This window comes from Bradyrhizobium sp. CCH5-F6, from assembly GCF_001556045.1.
GTDB lineage: Bacteria > Pseudomonadota > Alphaproteobacteria > Rhizobiales > Xanthobacteraceae > Bradyrhizobium.
This window is the reverse complement of record NZ_LSIC01000020.1, coordinates 18975-36923: the sequence shown is the minus strand read 5'-3', so window position 1 is coordinate 36923 and position 17949 is coordinate 18975. Positions and strand designations below refer to the sequence as shown.

General features: G+C 65.4%; 14 protein-coding genes, 1 tRNA gene, 1 pseudogene and 2 riboswitches. Of the genes and pseudogenes, 14 read left to right on the top strand and 2 right to left on the bottom strand.

The annotated features are described in order from the left end of the window. Together AX729_RS39390 and AX729_RS04480 are read left to right on the top strand one after the other, a co-directional pair. Positions 1 to 94, top strand: a pseudogene (locus tag AX729_RS39390) (zinc-finger domain-containing protein); the annotation flags it as partial. Between the two features lie 19 nt (positions 95 to 113). Then, positions 114 to 1316: an FAD-dependent monooxygenase gene (locus tag AX729_RS04480; RefSeq protein WP_061020699.1), complete on the top strand. Its 1203-nt coding sequence runs from the start codon at positions 114 to 116 to the stop codon at positions 1314 to 1316. Between the two features lie 25 nt (positions 1317 to 1341). Here the strand turns inward: AX729_RS04480 and AX729_RS04475 are convergent, their stop codons facing one another. Beyond that, a complete protein-coding gene (locus tag AX729_RS04475) occupies positions 1342 to 1767 on the bottom strand; it encodes a hypothetical protein (protein WP_061020698.1) in 426 nt (141 codons plus the stop codon). 175 nt (positions 1768 to 1942) lie between these two features. Between AX729_RS04475 and AX729_RS04470 the strand changes: the two genes are divergently transcribed. From AX729_RS04470 to AX729_RS40375, 3 genes are all read left to right on the top strand, one after another. Then, positions 1943 to 2031, top strand: a tRNA-Leu gene (locus tag AX729_RS04470). A gap of 355 nt (positions 2032 to 2386) precedes the next feature. Continuing rightward, positions 2387 to 3637: a multidrug effflux MFS transporter gene (locus AX729_RS04465; protein WP_061020697.1), complete on the top strand. Its 1251-nt coding sequence runs from the start codon at positions 2387 to 2389 to the stop codon at positions 3635 to 3637. A 53-nt stretch (positions 3638 to 3690) separates the two neighbouring features. Then, the gene (locus tag AX729_RS40375) at positions 3691 to 3831 is read left to right on the top strand and encodes a hypothetical protein (RefSeq protein WP_197433531.1); all 141 of its coding nucleotides are present in this window, start codon (positions 3691 to 3693) and stop codon (positions 3829 to 3831) included. A gap of 180 nt (positions 3832 to 4011) precedes the next feature. Here the strand turns inward: AX729_RS40375 and AX729_RS04460 are convergent, their stop codons facing one another. Continuing rightward, a complete protein-coding gene (locus AX729_RS04460) occupies positions 4012 to 5619 on the bottom strand; it encodes an ABC transporter substrate-binding protein (protein WP_061020696.1) in 1608 nt (535 codons plus the stop codon). A gap of 269 nt (positions 5620 to 5888) precedes the next feature. Here AX729_RS04460 and AX729_RS04455 point away from each other — a divergent pair, with 269 nt between their 5' ends. The 9 genes from AX729_RS04455 to AX729_RS04415 all read left to right on the top strand — a co-directional run bounded on the left by AX729_RS04455 (position 5889) and on the right by AX729_RS04415 (position 17906). Continuing rightward, entirely contained in the window at positions 5889 to 7019 is a 1131-nt protein-coding gene (locus tag AX729_RS04455) for a M20/M25/M40 family metallo-hydrolase (protein WP_061020695.1), read from the top strand. A gap of 94 nt (positions 7020 to 7113) precedes the next feature. Beyond that, positions 7114 to 7218, top strand: a riboswitch (glycine riboswitch). A gap of 3 nt (positions 7219 to 7221) precedes the next feature. Next, positions 7222 to 7327, top strand: a riboswitch (glycine riboswitch). A 68-nt stretch (positions 7328 to 7395) separates the two neighbouring features. Then, positions 7396 to 8697: a D-amino acid dehydrogenase gene (locus tag AX729_RS04450; RefSeq protein WP_061020694.1), complete on the top strand. Its 1302-nt coding sequence runs from the start codon at positions 7396 to 7398 to the stop codon at positions 8695 to 8697. A gap of 177 nt (positions 8698 to 8874) precedes the next feature. After that, on the top strand, positions 8875 to 9816 hold the full coding sequence (locus AX729_RS04445; protein WP_061020693.1) for an ABC transporter permease: 942 nt from the start codon (positions 8875 to 8877) through the stop codon (positions 9814 to 9816). A gap of 18 nt (positions 9817 to 9834) precedes the next feature. Continuing rightward, a complete protein-coding gene (locus AX729_RS04440; RefSeq protein WP_061020692.1) occupies positions 9835 to 10722 on the top strand; it encodes an ABC transporter permease in 888 nt (295 codons plus the stop codon). Positions 10723 to 10854: 132 nt separating this feature from the next. After that, complete coding sequence (locus tag AX729_RS04435) at positions 10855 to 12504, top strand: ABC transporter ATP-binding protein (protein ID WP_061020702.1); 1650 nt, start codon at positions 10855 to 10857, stop codon at positions 12502 to 12504. A gap of 251 nt (positions 12505 to 12755) precedes the next feature. After that, positions 12756 to 14261: a M81 family metallopeptidase gene (locus tag AX729_RS04430; RefSeq protein ID WP_061020691.1), complete on the top strand. Its 1506-nt coding sequence runs from the start codon at positions 12756 to 12758 to the stop codon at positions 14259 to 14261. Between the two features lie 14 nt (positions 14262 to 14275). Next, complete coding sequence (locus tag AX729_RS04425) at positions 14276 to 15448, top strand: M20 aminoacylase family protein (protein WP_061020690.1); 1173 nt, start codon at positions 14276 to 14278, stop codon at positions 15446 to 15448. Continuing rightward, the gene (locus AX729_RS04420; protein ID WP_061020689.1) at positions 15441 to 16862 is read left to right on the top strand and encodes an amidase; all 1422 of its coding nucleotides are present in this window, start codon (positions 15441 to 15443) and stop codon (positions 16860 to 16862) included. Before AX729_RS04425 ends, AX729_RS04420 begins: the two co-directional genes overlap by 8 nt. Positions 16863 to 17015: 153 nt before the next feature. Beyond that, a complete protein-coding gene (locus tag AX729_RS04415) occupies positions 17016 to 17906 on the top strand; it encodes a crotonase/enoyl-CoA hydratase family protein (RefSeq protein ID WP_061020688.1) in 891 nt (296 codons plus the stop codon). Positions 17907 to 17949: the final 43 nt, after the last annotated feature.

Here is a 17949-nt window from a genome sequence, read left to right as displayed (position 1 = left end):
CCCCTACTGCTCGACGCTGTACCGCTTCGCGGCCGACCTGAAGCCGGGCGAAGCCCGCCCGCCGGAATGCGTGCTGAAGGACAAGGTGGCCTGACCGCTGCCATCGGTCAGGGGTGGCGCTCTCCCGAACGATTGTCATCGCCGGTGCCGGGATCGGTGGCCTGACGGCCGCGCTTGCGCTGGCGGCCCGCGGCTTCCGGATCGTCGTGCTGGAAAAGGCCGAGCGCCTCGAGGAAGTCGGCGCCGGCCTGCAACTCTCTCCCAATGCCAGCCGCGTCCTGGTCGAACTCGGCCTGACCGAACGTCTCAAGCTGCGCGCGGTGACCCCGGAGGCGGTCTCGATCATGAGCGCGCGCGCCGGCGGCGAGCTCCTGCGCATGCCGCTTGGCGAAGCAGCTTCCGCGCGCGCCGGCGCCCCGTATTGGGTGGTGCACCGCGCCGACCTGCAATCCGCACTCGCCGGCGCCGTGGCCGATCATCCCGATATCGACCTGAAGCTGGGTGCGACCTTCGAGGACGTCGCGCCCCACGCCAAGGGGCTGACGGTCGTTCATCGCAGCGGCACGATCCGCCGCAGCGATCTCGCCAGCGCCCTGATCGGCGCCGACGGCATCTGGTCGACGGTGCGCCAGCATATGTTTCCCGAGGTGCAGCCGCGCTTCTCCGGCCTGATCGCCTGGCGCGGCACGCTCGATGCCACGCAACTGCCGAAGGACTATGCCGCGCGCCGGGTGCAGCTCTGGATGGGACCGAACGCCCATCTGGTCGCCTATCCGATCGCGGGCGGACGCCAGATCAACGTGGTCGCGGTGCTGCCCGGAACGTGGAACCGGCCGGGCTGGAGCACGCCCGGCGATCGCCAGGAGGTGATGGACGCCTTTGCCGCCCCGCGCTGGCCGCCGCCGGCGCGGATGATGCTCGCCGGGGTCGACAGCTGGCGGAAATGGGCGCTGTTCGGCGTGCCCGACGGCTGCCCCTGGAGCAAAGGCCCGGTGGCGCTGCTCGGCGACGCCGTGCATGCGATGTTGCCGTTCGCGGCCCAGGGCGCCGGCATGGCGATCGAGGATGCCGCCGTGCTCGCCCGGCATCTGAGCCTCGAGGCCGCCGAGAGCACCCAGGGCATCGCCACCGCGCTGACGCAATATGGCCGTGCGCGGCAGGCGCGGGTACGGCGGATGCAGCAAACCGCGCGGCAGCAGGGCCGCATCTATCATCTCGGCGGGCCGCTCGCCCTCGCCCGCGATCTTGCGATCCGCGCGCTCGGCCCGGAACGCATGCTGGCGCGGCAGGACTGGATCTACGGCTGGCGGCCTTGATGCCGAGCGTTGCCGGCGCGGCGCCTCAGCGGACGGTTTTCCCGGACTTCGAAGCGGGCCTGGCGGGGGCCGCAGGCGACAATGGCACGGCAGCCGCTGTCGCCTCGGGCGTCTCGCGGCACCTGTTGCGGCGCCAGGCCTCCTCGGCCAATTGCGCCTGCCCGCGCACCGCGATGTAGTCATTGCGATAGGCGAGCTCGGACACGACCGCGCCACCCGCCCCGGTCTCGGCCTTAACCATCAGCTTCTGCAGCTCGTCCGTGCGCTTGGCGAGCAGCTTGCGCTCACCCTCCAGCTGCTTGCAGTCGTACAATTCGTATTTGGCGGGATCGGCAAAGGCCGGTGCAATCGTCTCGCTCATGCCGGCGCAGCCGGACAGCGCGGCGCCGGCGGCAAGCAGCGCGAGGATTGCGCCGAAGCCGCGCAGCGATGAGGAGAACGAAGCAGTCATGCCGGATGAATAGCTCCCGTGGATTGAGAATGCCTAAAGCAACAACAGATGTCCGGATTGAGGCTTTGCCTTGGGCGCCCGGCTCGCTTAAGGAAGAACCGTCCCTCCGGGTCCGCAACGCGCCAATTCCAGACGGTCGGAGATGGGCTTTAAGTGTTTGATCTCGTTGGATCAAGCGGGCATGGCGGAATTGGTAGACGCAAGGGACTTAAAATCCCTCGGTGCGCAAGCGCTGTGCCGGTTCGACCCCGGCTGCCCGCACCAGCAGATCCGCGGCCTCCGGGAGCAGCCCCGCCGGCTTAGGCGTAACGATTTTCGAGGCGATATCTCTCTCAGCCCGATGCCTCGTTGAACGTTGCGCGCTGCGACCGAGTGCTCTCTTCGCCAATGCGCGGCGTCGACGGGTTCAGCGCGCGATGTCCATCGCGATCCCGACCAGGTCGCAGCCACGGGGCAATCGGCGCTCGGGCTGAAACGCAAGTTGATTCAAGAAGCCCGCTCCAAGCGCTCTCCCGCAAATGTGTACGCCCCGGTCCGCCTGCCAGCCATCCCGAAACGAGGGTTGTGCAATGCAACATCGAGGGTAGATAACGCCCCTGAATTTCAGAGGTGACTCTTCTTGTCCGACGTCAATGCCGACGATTGGGTGTCCGCCGGACACCGTCCCATGGGTTTTCCCGAGTTCGTCATCGTGATCGCGGCGATCATGGCGCTCAATCCGCTGGCGATGGACATGATGCTGCCGGCGCTGCCCAATATCGGGGCGGCCTTCAAGATTCCCGTCGAGAACCATCTCCAGCTGGTGCTGTCGACCTTCCTGATCGGATTCGGCGTCGGCCAGTTCGTCATGGGCCCCCTGTCGGACCGCTTCGGCCGCCGGCCGGTGCTGCTCGGCGGCATGGCGGTCTACGCCGTGGCGAGCGTGCTTGCGGTCGCGGCGCCCTCGTTCGAGACGCTGCTGCTGGCGCGTGCGCTGCAAGGGCTCGGCACCGCGGCGACGCGCGTCATCGCGACCTCGATCGTGCGCGACTGCTATGTCGGCCGCCGCATGGCGAGCGTGATGTCGCTCGCCATGATGGTGTTCATCGCGGTGCCCGTGATCGCGCCCTCGTTCGGGCAGGCGGTGCTGCTGGTCACGGCGTGGCGCGGCATCTTCGTGGTGCTGATGCTCTATGGCCTGCTCGCGCTCGCATGGTGCGTGTTGCGACTGCCCGAGACCCTTCCCGAGTCCGAACGCAGATCGCTGGCGCCCGCCGACATACTCTCGGCCTTCCGGCAGACCCTGACCAATCGACAGACCATCGGCTATGCGACGGCGGCCGGCAGCGTCATCGGCGCATTGTTCGCCTACGTCTTCTGCGCCCAGCAGGTCTTCACCGGCATCTATCATCTCGGTCACTATTTCCCGCTCGCCTTCGCGGCGATCGCCGCCGGCACCGCCATCGCCGGCTTCCTCAATGCGAGGCTGGTCGGGCGGCTCGGCATGCGCGTGATCTCGCACGGGGCGCTGACGCTCTACACCGCGGTGGCCGGCGTGATGCTGCTGGCGGAAAGCCTCGGCGTGCTGCCGCTCGCCTTGTTCATGCTGCTCTCGGCCCTGATGATGTTCTCGTTCGGCATGATGGTCGCCAACTTCACTGCGCTCGCAATGGAGCCGCAGGGACACATCGCCGGCACCGCCTCTTCGCTTTACGGCTCGATCACGACGCTGATCGGGATCGTCGTCGGCATGGCGATCGGACAGAGCTTCGACGGCACGCTGCTGCCGTTCTCTGTCGGCTTCTTCCTGTCGACGCTCGCGGCGCTCGCGATCGTGCTGGTGGTTGAGAAAGGGCGGCTGTTCAAGCCGCATCATCGCCCCATCGCGTGAGGAACTTCCCTCGATCGCTGATGTTGTACTGCAGCAATCGAGAGGATGCCGACATGGAACCGGACCACAGCGAAGTCAGCCACGAGCCGGGACCGCAAACCCCGGAACGTTCGGAGCCGCGCGCCGAGAAGGCTGCGTTCACGGCGCCGTTCGCAAGCGAAGGGTTGGAGCAAGTGCGCGGCAGCCACTGCTAGGCACGATCCGGAAAGCGTGTGCGGCGGTCTTCCGAGAAGATCATGCTCGCCACCAGCCTAAAGCGCGATCCCTCACCGTAATCTCATCGCGCTCGGGACTATCCGAGCCATCATTCAAAAGAAAACGGCGCCGCGATCTGACTCGCGGCGCCGTTCAATTTTCAGATGCAGGCGAGCGGCCTAATCCGACTTGCTGACGTTCCAGAACAGCGGCGTCGCCGGACCGTCGAGCAGGCCGGTGAGCGATTTGCGCCAGCCGCTCGGCAACAGATACTGACCCAGCGGAATGTAGATCACCTGCTCATAGGCCTGCTTCTGGATCTCGGCGGCGATCTTCTTCTGCTCGTCGAGCGAGGACGCGCGGACGAAAGCGTCCTTGAGCTGCTCGATCTTGGCGTCTTCCGCCCAGCCGAACCAGCCCTTCTTGCCCAAGCCGCTGATCGACAGATTGGCGATCGGATTGGCCACGTCGGCAGCGACCCAGTTGGTGAAGAACATGTTCCAGCCACCCTCCTTCGGCGGCTTCTGGCTGGCGCGGCGGCTCACCACGGTCTGCCAATCGGTCGCTTGCAGGTCGACCTTGAAGCCGGCCTCGCGCAGCAGCTGGGCCGCAACGATCGGCTGCGCCTTCAATGTCGTGACGTCGCCGGGCGCCATGATCACGATCGGCGTGCCGTCATAACCGGACTCGGCGAGCGCCTTCTTGGCTTCCGCCATGCCATTGCCCTTGATGAGGGTTTCGGCGCCGACGTCAGTCTCGAGCGGCGTACCGCACACGAAGAACGCGCCGCAGATCTTCTGGTATTTGGGATTGCCGACCAGCGCGTCGAGAACGTCCTTCTGGTTCATGGCCAGGAACGCAGCTCGCCGGACCTTCACGTTGTCGAAGGGCGGATGCAGGAAGTTCATCCGGCCGAGGGTCTGGAAACCGAACTTGTTGGAGACCTCGAGCGTGAGCTCCTTGTTCGCTTCCAGCACCGGCAGCATGTCGAACGGCAGATTCTCCATGAAGTCGATGTCGCCCGACTGCAGCGCGTTCACTGCGGTCTGCGAGTCCGGCATGGTGATCCACTCGACGCGGTCGACCTTCACCACCTTGCCGCCGGAGGTCCAGCTCGCCGGCTCCTTGCGCGGCACGTAGTCGGTGTTCTTGACGTAGACCGCCTTCACGCCGGGCTGGAATTCGCCCTGCACGAACTTGAAGGGACCCGAACCGATCTGCTCGGGGATCTGCTTGTCCGGCGGCGTCTCGGCGAGGCGCTTGGGCATCATGAAGGCAACGCGCGAGGACGGCTTGCCGATAGAATCGAGCACCAGGCCGTAGGGCTCCTTCAGCTTCAGCGTGATCGTCTTGGCGTCGGTCGCCTCGATGCTCGCGGTGAAGTCCATGAGCTTCTGGCCCATGCCGTCGACGGCGGCCCAGCGCTTCAGCGAGGCGACGCAGTCTTCCGCCGTCACCGGCGCGCCGTCATGCCACTTCAGGCCGTCACGCAGCGTGAAGGTGTAGGTGAGCTTGTCGTCGGAGATCTTCCAGTCCGCCATCTGCGGCTGGATCTTGAAGGTCGAGTCCGGGGCCACCAGCGTGTCGTAGACCATGTAGCCATGGTCGCGCGTGATGTAGGCCGTGGTGAAAATCGGATCGATGATGCGCAGATCCGAATGCATCACCGCCGTGATGGTCTTGCCGGCGGCAAGCACCGGCGAGGCCATCGCCGTGGAAAGCGCGACGACCGACAGCGCAAGTTTGGAGGCGAACGCGCGAGGCCCCCGGCGCATGAAGTGGAACATAGAAAGTTCTCCTGACGTGAAACTGTTCAAAGGCAGGTTATTGGTTGAGCATGTGGTTCGTTCGTTGGGCGAACTAACCTCATGCAATGCCTTTATCTTTTCGAGACTTGCAGACAGTGCCGAGCACGTCAATCCGGTTTCGTTGCAAGCCCTCGCGGCGTACGCACGGGCTCCACAAAGATCGGTTTGGCTCTACAACACCCTCCGCTCGTCCTGCCCCGCGCCAATGCAATGCGCGTTCCATCTTTCGAAGTTTGAGAGACATTGAGATGAATCCTGCCAATCTTCCCTTTGATTCCGAGGCGATGCTCGAGGGCCTGCGCGGCTGGGTCGAATGCGAAAGCCCGACCTGGGACGCCGGCGCCGTGGACCGCATGCTCGATATCGCAGCGCGGGACATGGCGATCATGGGTGCGACGATCGAACGCATCGCCGGCCGCCAGGGCTTTGGCGGCGTCATCCGCGCGCGCTTTCCCCATCCGAAGCAAGGCGAGCCGGGCATCCTGATCGCCGGACACATGGATACCGTTCATCCGGTCGGCACCATCGAGAAGCTGAAATGGCGGCGCGAGGGCAACCGATGCTACGGCCCCGGCATTTACGACATGAAGGGCGGCAATTACCTCTCTTTGGAAGCGATCCGGCAACTTGCTCACGCGTCATTCACTACGCCGCTGCCGATCACGGTGCTGTTCACGCCAGATGAGGAAGTCGGCACGCCCTCTACGCGAGACATCATCGAGGCGGAGGCCGCACGCAATAAATACGTGCTGGTGCCCGAGCCCGGCCGCGCCGACAACGGTGTCACCACCGGACGTTACGCCATCGCGCGCTTCAATCTCGAGGCGACCGGCCGGCCGAGCCACGCCGGAGCGACGCTGTCGGCAGGACGGTCGGCGATCCGCGAGATGGCGCGGCAGATTCTCGCAATCGATGCGATGACGACGGAGGACTGCACCTTCTCGGTCGGCGTCGTCCACGGCGGACAATGGGTCAATTGCGTTGCCACGACGGCCACGGGCGAAGCCCTCTCCATGGCCAAACGCCAGGCCGATCTCGACCGCGGCGTCGAGCGCATGCTGGCGCTGTCGGGCACCAACAACGACGTCACCTTCAAGGTGACGCGCGGCGTGACGCGTCCGGTTTGGGAGCCGGATGCCGGCACCATGGCGCTCTATGAAAAGGCGCGGGACATCGCCAAATCGCTCGGGGCCGAGCTGCCGCATGCGAGCTCGGGCGGCGGCTCCGACGGCAACTTCACGGGTGCGATGGGTATCCCGACACTCGACGGCCTGGGCGTGCGTGGCGGCAACGGCCACACGCTGGAGGAGTTCATCGAAGTCGACAGCTTGGTCGAGCGCGGTCGTTTGATGGCAGGCCTGCTGGCGACTCTGGAGTAATTGAATCGAATTTGCACTGCACAATAGGTCGGCAGTCGCGGTCGAAATTTAGCCTTGTCTAAAAATGAGGCGTATCGTACTGCTCCGCCGTCCACGCGATGATGCGGGAGAGATCGCGGCGAAGGCTTTCAGCTTTCGTTGCGGCGCCGACGGAGCAACCGCCCCGGAAACTCTCAGGCAAAAGGACCGTTTCGTCAGGACGATCTGGAGAGAGATGGCGCGATTTCAGGCAATCGTGACGTCCACCGAAGGGGATAGTCCGTTGCAATGTCCGCAGCGGGTCAAGCTCTCAGGTAACCGTGACAGATGGGGCGCCGCCAACGGCCGTATGGCCGGCGGTTAGCCGACTCTAAACACGGGAGCCCCGAACCTAATCATGACCCATATCGCCATCATCGGCGCCGGCATCACCGGCGTCACGACCGCCTATGCCCTGCTCGAACGCGGCTTTGAGGTGACGGTGCTCGACAAGCACCGCTACGCCGCGATGGAGACGTCCTTCGCCAATGGCGGGCAGCTCTCTGCATCGAACGCCGAAGTGTGGAACAGCACGGCGACCATCCTGAAGGGCTTGCGCTGGATGTTTCGGCGCGACGCGCCGCTGCTGATGAACCCGCGGCCGAACTGGCACAAATATTCGTGGATGAGCGAGTTCGTCGCCAACATCGGCAACTACCGCGCCAACACCATCGAGACCACGCGGCTCGCGATCGAAGCGCGCAGGTATCTGTTCGACATCGCGGCGCGCGAAGGGATCGACTTCGATCTCGAACGCCGCGGCATCCTCCACATCTATCGTGACAAAGCCGGCTTCGAATCCGGCCTGCGCGTCAACGCGCTGCTGCAGGAAGGCGGCCTCGACCGCCGCCCGGTGACGTCAGAGGAAATTCGCGCGATCGAGCCGACATTGCGCAAGGACTATTATGGCGGCTTCTACACGCCGTCGGATGCGACCGGCGATATCCACAAGTTTACCCGCGGGCTGGCGGAAGCCTGCAAGCGGCGTGGCGCGACCTTCATCCACGAGGCCAATATCGATTCGATCGCACGTGCCGGCAGCGGCTTCGTCATCGGCTGGGCCGATCTGGCCGCGGGCGATACGGTCGCGGCCGCGCGCGGCGCACTGAACGCCGACGGCGTCGTGGTCTGCGCGGGCGTTGCGAGCCGTCACTTCGCCGCCCTGCTCGACGAGCGCGTCAACGTGTACCCGGTGAAGGGCTACTCGATCACCGTGCAACTCGACACCGCCGATAGCCGCAACGCCACCCCGACGGTGAGCCTGCTCGACGAGGCCGCCAAGATCGTCACCAGCCGGCTCGGCGCCGATCGTTTTCGTATCGCCGGCACCGCCGAATTCAACGACTTCAATCGCGACATCCGCGCCGACCGCGTGCAGCCGCTGATCGACTGGGTGCGCAACAACTTCCCCGCCGTCGAAACGTCGCGCGTCGTGCCGTGGGCCGGGCTGCGCCCGATGATGCCGAACATGATGCCGGTCGTGCGCGCAGGGTGGATACCGGGCGTGTTCTTCAACACCGGCCACGGCCATCTCGGCTGGACTCTGTCGGCGGCGACGGCGCAGATGATTGCCCAGACCATCGACGGCTGGCGCGGCCTCAACGCTCCACCAACGTCACCTTCACTTGGGGTTGAACGTGAACTGCGACATGCATCATGAGTGGTGGACGCCGGAACATGCCGGCCTCTTGCTACGGCGCAGCCCTTGGCACACAATTTGCCCTAAGAGCATGGCGTCTCCGGGCGGGCTTTCCAGCCCAAGTGACAGGCATGATAGAGACGACAGAGTTCATGGGAGCCTCGAGGCTCCACACGTTCCGTAGCCGGAGATAAGTGTATGCTGGGTTATCTTGTTCGCCGCGTTCTGGCCGCGGTGCCCGTGATGGGCGTCGTGGCGCTGTTCGTGTTCCTGCTTCTGCGGCTGACGCCCGGCGATCCCGCCGCGATTCTCGCCGGCGACAACGCGACGCCGGAACGGCTCGAGCGCATCCGCACCTCGCTCGGCCTCAACGAGCCGCTGATCGTGCAGTTCATCACCTGGGTGAACAAGCTGCTGCACGGCGACCTCGGGACCTCGCTGATTTCCAATCTGCCGGTGATGAAAATGATCAGCCAGCGCGTCGAGCCTTCGATCTCGATCGCACTGTCCACCATCATCCTCGCCGTCATTGTCGCAGTCCCTCTGGGCGTGCTCGCCGCATGGAAGCACGGCACCTGGATCGACCGCTTCGTGATGGGCCTGTCGGTGCTTGGCTTCTCCGTGCCGGTATTCGTGGTCGGCTATGTGCTGATCCAGGTCTTTGCGATCGAACTGCGCTGGGTGCCGGTGCAGGGCTTCCGCAGCATCTTCAACGGCTTTGGGCCGTTCTTCGAACGCATCATCCTGCCGACCTGCGCCCTGTCCTTCATCTATATCGCGCTGATCGCGCGCATGACGCGTGCAGCGATGCTCGACGTGCTCGGCGAAGACTACGTCCGTACCGCGCGCGCCAAAGGCATCAACGAGGTCGCCGTAATGATGCGCCATGCGCTGCGCAACGCCGCGGTACCCGTGATCACCGTGATCGGCACCGGCTTTGCGCTGTTGATCTCCGGCGTCGTCGTCACCGAAAGCGTGTTCAACATTCCCGGCATCGGCCGCCTCACCGTGGATGCGGTGCTGGCACGCGACTATCCGGTGATCCAGGCGATGATCCTGCTGACGTCGCTGATCTATGTCGTCGTCAATCTCCTCATCGACGTCGCCTACACACTGCTCGACCCCCGGATCCGGTACTGAGCAAGGATAACAACACAAATGTCGGTCGATACCCTTCCCCAGTCGTCCATTCCGATCACCTCGCCGCTGCGGCCGCGATTCGGATTCCTCACCTCGACGCCCATCATCGCCACGGCGACGGTCCTGCTCACGCTGGTCGTGCTGGTCTCGATCCTCGCGCCGCTGATCGCGCCGTATGATCCGATCCAACTGGCGCCGTCGCAGCGGTTGAAGCCCTCCTCGGCACAGTACCTGCTCGGTACCGACGCTTACGGCCGCGATGTGTTGTCGCGTGTGATCTATGGCGGCCGCATCTCGCTTCTGATCGGCATCGGTGCGGCGATGCTGTCGATCGCCATCGGGCTCGCGATCGGTCTCGTGTCCGGTTTCTTCAAGCTGATCGATGCCGTGCTGATGCGCGTCATGGACGGCCTGATGGCAATGCCGAGCATCCTGCTGGCGATCGCCGTGGTCTCGCTGTCCGGCGCCAGCCTCTGGACCGTGCTGATCGCGATCACGATTCCGGAGATCCCGCGCGTGGCGCGCCTGGTGCGCTCGGTCGTGCTGTCGGCGCGCGAGGAGCCTTACGTCGAAGCGGCGATCTCGGTCGGCTCGAGCCTGCCGAAGATCATGTGGCGCCATCTGATGCCGAACACGATCGCGCCGCTGATCGTCCAGGGCACCTATATCTGCGCGAGCGCCATCCTCACCGAGGCCATCCTCTCCTTCCTCGGCGCCGGCATCTCGCCGGAGACGCCGACCTGGGGCAACATCATGGCCGAGGGCCGCCAGTACTTCCAGATCAAGCCGTCGCTGATCTTCTGGCCCGGCCTGCTGCTCTCGATCGCCATCCTCAGCATCAACCTGATCGGCGACGCCGCCCGCGACGCTCTCGATCCGCGCATGAAGCAGCGGGAGGGGAAGTGAGGATCCTCGGTTTCGTCATTCCGGGGCGCGACGAAGTCGCGAGCCCGGAATCCATTTCACCCCGACACTGCGGCCCGATGGATTCCGGGCTCGCGCTATGCGCGCCCCGGAATGACGGCGGAGAGAATTGAAGTGACCAACACCATCCTCGACATCAACAATCTCGTCGTGTCCATCGGCAAGAAGCCGAAGGGCGGAAACATCATCGACGGCATCTCGCTCCAGGTCAGCGAGCGCGAGACACTGTGCCTCGTCGGCGAAAGCGGCTCCGGCAAGTCGGTGACCTCCCTCACCACGATGGGCCTGCTGCCGAAGGGCACGCTGGTTCCGACCTCCGGCAGCATCAAGCTGGTTGGCGAAGAGCTGCTCACCGCAACCGACCGTCGCCTGCGCCAGCTTCGTGCGACGAAGATGGCGATGATTTTCCAGGAGCCGATGACCGCACTCAATCCGGTGGTGCCCGTCGGCCGCCAGATCGACGAGGTCCTGCGCGCGCACACCGATCTCGACGCGAAGGCCCGGAAGAAGCGCATCCTCGACATGATGGAGCAGGTGCGCCTGCCCCAGGTCGAGCGCATCTTCGCCTCCTATCCGCACCGTCTCTCCGGCGGCCAGCGCCAGCGCATCATGATCGCGATGGCGCTGGTGCTGGAGCCGAAGCTCCTCATTGCCGACGAGCCGACCACCGCGCTCGACGTCACCACGCAGAAGCAGATCCTGACCCTGATCCGCGACCTTCAGCGCGATCACGGCACCGCCGTGCTGTTCATCACCCACGACATGGGCGTGGTTGCCGAGATCGCCGACCGCGTCGCCGTGATGCGGCAGGGCCGCCTGGTCGAGACCGGGCCGCTCGATGCCGTGCTGCGCAATCCGACCATGGAGTACACCCGCAACCTCCTGGCCGCCGTGCCCAGCCTGGTGCCGCGGGCGCCGCGCGAGGACAGCCGCGAGCCGGTGGTGCTGGAAGCCAACGAGCTCAGCAAGGTCTACAAGGAACGCGCCTTCTTCGGCAAAGGCCGCGAGGTCGTCGCAGCCGACAAGGTCACGCTGACGCTGCGCAAAGGCCGCACGCTCGGCATCGTCGGCGAGAGCGGCTCGGGCAAGTCGACGGTGGCACGCTGCATCGTCCGCCTGATCGATCCGACCTCCGGCGGCGTGCGCCTCGCCGGCCGCGAGATCGCCGACATCTCGCGCCGCCTGCTGCAGCCGCACCGCAAGAAGATCCAGATCGTGTTCCAGGATCCCTACCGCTCGCTCAATCCGCGCGTCACCGTCGGCGAGAGCATCGCGGAAGGACCGGTCAATTACGGCATCGCTCATGCCGATGCGATGAAGCGGGCGCGCGAGCTGCTCGAGCTCGTCGGCCTGCCGGCAGATGCCGTGTCGCGCTATCCGCACCAGTTCTCCGGCGGCCAGCGCCAGCGTATCGCCATCGCCCGCGCGCTCGCGCTCGACCCGGACGTGCTGGTCGCCGACGAAGCGGTCTCCGCGCTCGACGTCTCCGTGCAGGCGCAGGTGCTGGAGCTGCTGGACGAGATCCAGAAGCGGCTCGGCATCGCCATCCTGTTCATCACCCACGATTTGCGCGTCGCCGCGCAGATCTGCGACGAAGTGGTGGTGATGCAGCATGGCCGCGTCGTCGAACAAGGACCGGCAGCCGAAGTGCTGACGCATCCGAAGGAGGCGTACACGAAGGCGCTGCTCGATGCGGCGCCGGGGCGAGGCTGGGATTTTGCGAACTTCCGGCCGGTGTCGGAGGGCGTGGCGGCGAGCGCGTAGAATCTCTCCTCCGTCATCCCGGAGCATCGCGAAGCGATGAGCCCGGACTCCATCGGGCTACAGAGATCGTCGCGTGATGGATTCCGGGTTCGCGCCAAGAGTGCGCGCCCCGGAATGACTGCGGAATGCGGTGCGCATCCGCAGCATTCCTAAAACGATCTAACCCTATGCACGACACGATTGCTTCCCAGCTTGCTCTTGCCGCAAAGCCGGGGCTAACGTCGCGCACCTTCCATTGGGACTTGAATTGAATGACACGCATCGCCGTCGGCGGTTTCCTGCACGAGACCAACACCTTCGCTCCGACCAAGGCAACTTTCGCGGACTTCCAGCATGGCGGCGGCTGGCCGGCGCTGACGCAAGGTGCCGACGTGCTGAAGGTGATGCGGCGCATCAATGTCGGCCTCGCCGGCTTCGTCGACAGCGCCGAACCGAACGGCTGGGAACTCGTTCCGACGATTGCCTGCGGAGCGAGCCCCTCGGCCCATGTGACCAAGGATGCCTTCGAACGCATCGTGAAGGTGATGGTCGACGGCATCGCAGCCGCCGGGCCGATCGATGCGGTCTATCTCGACCTGCATGGCGCCATGGTGACCGAGCATCTCGACGATGGCGAAGGCGAAATCCTGGCACGCGTCCGCCGCGTCATCGGTAACGACATTCCGCTGGTGGCGAGCCTCGACCTGCACGCCAACGTCACGCCCGAGATGATCGCGCATGCCGACGCGCTGATCGCCTACCGCACCTATCCCCATGTCGACATGGCCGAGACCGGCCGCGCCTGCGCAAGACATCTGGCGCTTCTTCTGAATACGAAGCAGCGCTTCGCGAAGGCGTTCCGGCAATTGCCGTTCCTGATCCCGATCAGCTGGCAATGCACCAATGACCAGCCCACCAAGGGCATCTACGAGAAGCTCGCCGCGCTGGAGGGCGACGCGGTCGCGACACTATCCTTCGCGCCCGGCTTCCCGGCCGCGGATTTTCGCGATTGCGGTCCGAGCGTATTCGCCTATGGCAAGACGCAAGCTGACGCCGACCGCGCAGCCGACGCGATCGTCAAGCTGATCGAGAGCCACGAGGACGATTTCGACGGCAAGATCTGGTCGCCTGACGACGGCGTGCGCCATGCCATGGAACTTTCCAGGAAGGCGAGCAAGCCGATCATCATCGCGGACACCCAGGACAATCCCGGCGCGGGCGGCGATTCCGACACCACCGGCATGCTGCGCGCATTGGTGCGCAACAAGGCGAGCGCCGCGACGGGCGTGATCTACGATCCGGAATCGGCCAGGGCGGCGCACGCGGCCGGCGTCGGCGCGACGGTGACGCTGTCGCTTGGCGGCAAGTCCGGTATTCCCGGCGACGAGCCCTATCGCGAGACCTTCGTTGTCGAAAAGCTCTCCGACGGCCGCTTCATCGCGCCCGGTCCCTATTACGGCGGCCGCGAGATGGAGATGGGCCCGTCCGCCGCCTTGCGCATCGGCGATGTCCGCGTCGTCGTCTCGTCGCACAAGGCGCAGCTCGCCGACCAGGCGATGTACCGCTATGTCGGCATCGAGCCGACGCGAGAGAAGATCCTGGTCAACAAGAGCTCCGTGCACTTCCGTGCCGATTTCGAGCCGATCGCTGAGAAGCTGATGATCTGCGCCGCGCCCGGCGCGATGCCGGCCGACACCGCCGCCCTGCCCTGGAGACGCTTGCGGCCCGGCATCCGCATCAAGCCGAACGGCCCCGTTTTCGATCCCTCTTCACGCTAACCGGACAGGACCACATGCCCACGATCGAACGCATCGACGGCTACGCCGACGAACTCACCGCTATCAGGCGCGACCTCCACGCCCATCCCGAGATCGGCTTCGAGGAGGTGCGCACCTCCGGCATCGTCGCCGACAAACTGAAGAGCTGGGGCATCGAGGTGCATCGCGGTCTCGGCGGCACCGGCGTGATCGGCGTCATCAAGGGCAAGGGTTCGAGCGGCAAGCGCATCGGCCTGCGCGCCGACATGGACGCGCTGCCGATGGAAGAGAACACTAACCTGAAATGGAGCTCGAAGATTCCGGGCCGCTTCCACGGCTGCGGTCACGACGGCCACACCACCATGCTGCTCGGCACCGCGCGCTATCTCGCCGAGACCCGGAATTTCGACGGCACCGTGCACCTGATCTTCCAGCCGGCCGAAGAAGGCCTCGGCGGCGCCCGCGCCATGATCAAGGACGGCCTGTTCGAGAAATTCCCCTGCGACGAGCTGTACGGCCTGCACAACGCGCCCGATCTCAACCATGGCGAGATCGCGATCCTGCCCGGCCCGGCGATGGCCAGCGCCGACTTCTTCGACCTCCGCATCACCGGCTACGGCGCGCATGGCGCGATGCCCGAGCGCTCCAAGGACGCGGTGATCATCGCGACCACGCTGGCTCAGGCGATCCAGACCATCGTCAGCCGCAACGTCGATCCGCTGCAGGCGGCGGTCATCTCCATCACGCAGATTCACGCCGGTTCCGCCTACAACGTCATTCCTGGCGACGCGCATCTTTGCGGCACCATCCGCACCTTTTCCGATGAAGTCCGCGCCCTGATCAGCGAGCGTATCCGCACGATCTGCGCCGGCATTGCGAACGCCTATCAGTGCGTGATCGACGTCGACATCCGCGACACGTTCGGCGTGCTGGTCAACCAGGTCGAGCAGTCCAAGGTGGTCGAAGAGGTCGCGCGCACCGTGGTCGATCCGGCCAACGTGATCACCCGCACCCAGCCGAAGATGGGCAGCGAGGATTTCGCCGACATGCTCCAGACCGTCCCCGGCGCCTATTTCTGGGTCGGCCATGACGGCTCGGTGCCCGTGCACAATCCCGGCTTCGTGCTCGACGACAAGATCCTGCCGATCGGCGCCAGCATGTTCGCCCGCATCATCGAGACGCGCATGCCGGTGGGCGGCCATGCCTAAAAAGAGCGTCGAGGAGGCGCTCACCTCGCTGCACGACCTGTCCGCGATCGATCTGATCGCAGGCTATCGCGCAAAGCAGTTCTCGCCGAGCGAGGTGCTGGAGGACGTGCTCGCGCACGTCGCTGCGTGGGAACCGCATCTCAAGGCGCTCTATGCGTTCGACCCCGACGGCGCGCGCGAGGCGGCAAAGGCCTCGACCGCACGCTGGACCGGCGGCGAGCCGGCCGGCGCGCTCGACGGCGTGCCCGTCACGGTGAAGGACAACATCGCGACCAAGGGCGTGCCGGTGCCGCTTGGGGCTGCCAGCGTCAAGCTCGTGCCGGCCGAGAAGGATGCGCCGCCCGCGGCGCGATTGCGCGAGGCCGGCGCGATCATCTTCGCCAAGACCACCATGCCCGATTACGGCATGCTGTCCTCCGGGCTTTCCAGCTTCCACGCGCTGGCGCGCAATCCCTGGGACCTCTCCAAGAACCCCGGCGGCTCGAGCGCAGGTGCCGGCGCTGCGGCAGCAGCCGGCTATGGTCCCTTGCATCTCGGCACCGATATCGGCGGCTCGATTCGCCTGCCCGCGGGCTGGTGCGGCCTCGTTGGCCTGAAGCCCAGCTTCGGCCGCGTGCCGATCGATCCCACCTATGTCGGCCGCGTCGCCGGTCCCATGACCCGCACGGTCGACGACTGCGCGCTGACGATGAGCGTCATCGCAAAGCCCGACCGGCGCGACGGCATGAGCCTGCCGGCCGAACCGCTCAACTGGAAGGGTCTGGAGAAGTCGCCGCGAAAACTGCGCATCGGCCTGATGCTCGATCCCGGCTGCGGCCTGCCTCCGGAGAAACCGGTGCGCGAGGTCGCGGTGAAGGCGGCGAAGGCGTTCGAATCCGCCGGCGCGGTCGTGACCGAAGTCGACGGGATCCTCACACGCGAGATGCTCGACGGTCTCGACAATTTCTGGCGCGCGCGGATGTGGGACGATCTGTCGAAGCTCACGCCGGCCGAGCAGGCAAAGGTGCTGCCCTATATCTTCAAGTGGGGCGAGTCCGGCGCAAAACTGTCGGGCGTCGACGTCATCCGCGGATTCAACCAGACCATGGCGATCCGCGCCGCGGCGTCAAAGCTGTTCTGCGAGCTCGACTATGTGATCTCGCCGACCGCGCCGAACGTCAATTACCCTGCGGAGTGGGCCTCGCCGACGAACGATCCCATGAAGCCGTTCGAGCACATCGCTTACACCGTGCCGTGGAATATGTCGGAGAACCCCGCGATCTCGATCAACGGCGGCTTCGACGCCAACGGATTCCCCATCGGCGTGCAGATCGTCGGCCGCCGTTTCGACGACATCGGCGTGCTCGGCATGGCCAAGGCGTTCGAAGGCCTGCGTGGCCCGCAGCGACCTTGGCCCGGTCCGCCGGCACGCTAAACTCCTTACGTCATCCCGGGTTGCGCCCTCTTGGCGCAAGCCCGGAATCCATTCGTCTGCACAATTGTTGGATGAATGGATTCCGGGCTCGCGCTCCACGCGCCCCGGAACGTGCTAGAGAGATCATCAAACAAACAAAGGAAGGAAACCACCATGGCGTATGAGACGATCAAGTACGAGGTCGCCGAGCAAATTCTCACCATCACGCTGAATCGGCCCGACAAGCTCAACGCCTTCAACGCGCAGATGCAGGCCGAGCTGATCGACGCGTTCGACGCCGCCGACAAGGACGACAATGTCCGCGCCATCATCGTCACCGGCGCCGGCCGCGGCTTTTGCGCGGGCGCGGACCTCTCCTCCGGCGCCGACACGTTCGATCGCGACGCGCGGCGCGGCCCGGTGAAGCGGCTTGCCGACGGCAAGGTCGACTACAGCGATCCGCAGGTGCGTGACGGCGGCGGCCAGGTGACCCTGCGGATCTTCAAATGCCTCAAGCCCGTCATCGCCGCCGTGAACGGCCCCGCGGTCGGCATCGGCGTCACCATGCAGCTTGCGATGGACATTCGCATTGCCTCCGATGCCGCGCGGTTCGGTTTCGTGTTCTCCCAGCGCGGCATCGTGCCCGAGGCCGCCTCGAGCTGGTTCCTGCCGCGCATCGTCGGCATCTCGCAGGCACTGGAATGGTGCTATTCGGGCCGCGTCTTCCCGGCGCAGGAAGCGCTTACAGGGCGCCTCGTCAGCAAGGTCGTGGCCCCGGATGATCTCCTGCCGACCGCCCGCGCGCTCGCCAAGGAATTCGCGGCGAAGACCGCGCCGGTCTCGGTCGCACTGATCCGCCAGATGATGTGGCGCATGATGGGCGCCGACGATCCGATGGAAGCCCACAAGGTCGACAGCCGCGGCATCTATGCCCGCGGCCGCTCGGACGACGTCAAGGAAGGCGTCGTGTCGTTCCTGGAGAAGCGTCCGGCCCAGTTCAAGAACAAGGTCTCGACGGATATGCCGGACTATTTCCCGTGGTGGACGGAGCGGGAGTACAAATAAGGGTCTTGTAGGGTGGGTTAGCCGAAGGCGTAATCCACCTCTT

Bases quoted from the DNA above. Each gene is read 5' to 3' on its own strand.
- AX729_RS04475 (WP_061020698.1), bottom strand. From the start codon at position 1,767: ATGACTGCTTCGTTCTCCTCATCGCTGCGCGGCTTCGGCGCAATCCTC.
- AX729_RS40375 (WP_197433531.1), top strand. From the start codon at position 3,691: ATGGAACCGGACCACAGCGAAGTCAGCCACGAGCCGGGACCGCAAACC.
- AX729_RS04460 (WP_061020696.1), bottom strand. From the start codon at position 5,619: ATGTTCCACTTCATGCGCCGGGGGCCTCGCGCGTTCGCCTCCAAACTT.
- AX729_RS04455 (WP_061020695.1), top strand. From the start codon at position 5,889: ATGAATCCTGCCAATCTTCCCTTTGATTCCGAGGCGATGCTCGAGGGC.
- AX729_RS04450 (WP_061020694.1), top strand. From the start codon at position 7,396: ATGACCCATATCGCCATCATCGGCGCCGGCATCACCGGCGTCACGACC.
- AX729_RS04445 (WP_061020693.1), top strand. From the start codon at position 8,875: ATGCTGGGTTATCTTGTTCGCCGCGTTCTGGCCGCGGTGCCCGTGATG.
- AX729_RS04440 (WP_061020692.1), top strand. From the start codon at position 9,835: ATGTCGGTCGATACCCTTCCCCAGTCGTCCATTCCGATCACCTCGCCG.
- AX729_RS04430 (WP_061020691.1), top strand. From the start codon at position 12,756: ATGACACGCATCGCCGTCGGCGGTTTCCTGCACGAGACCAACACCTTC.
- AX729_RS04425 (WP_061020690.1), top strand. From the start codon at position 14,276: ATGCCCACGATCGAACGCATCGACGGCTACGCCGACGAACTCACCGCT.
- AX729_RS04420 (WP_061020689.1), top strand. From the start codon at position 15,441: ATGCCTAAAAAGAGCGTCGAGGAGGCGCTCACCTCGCTGCACGACCTG.
- AX729_RS04415 (WP_061020688.1), top strand. From the start codon at position 17,016: ATGGCGTATGAGACGATCAAGTACGAGGTCGCCGAGCAAATTCTCACC.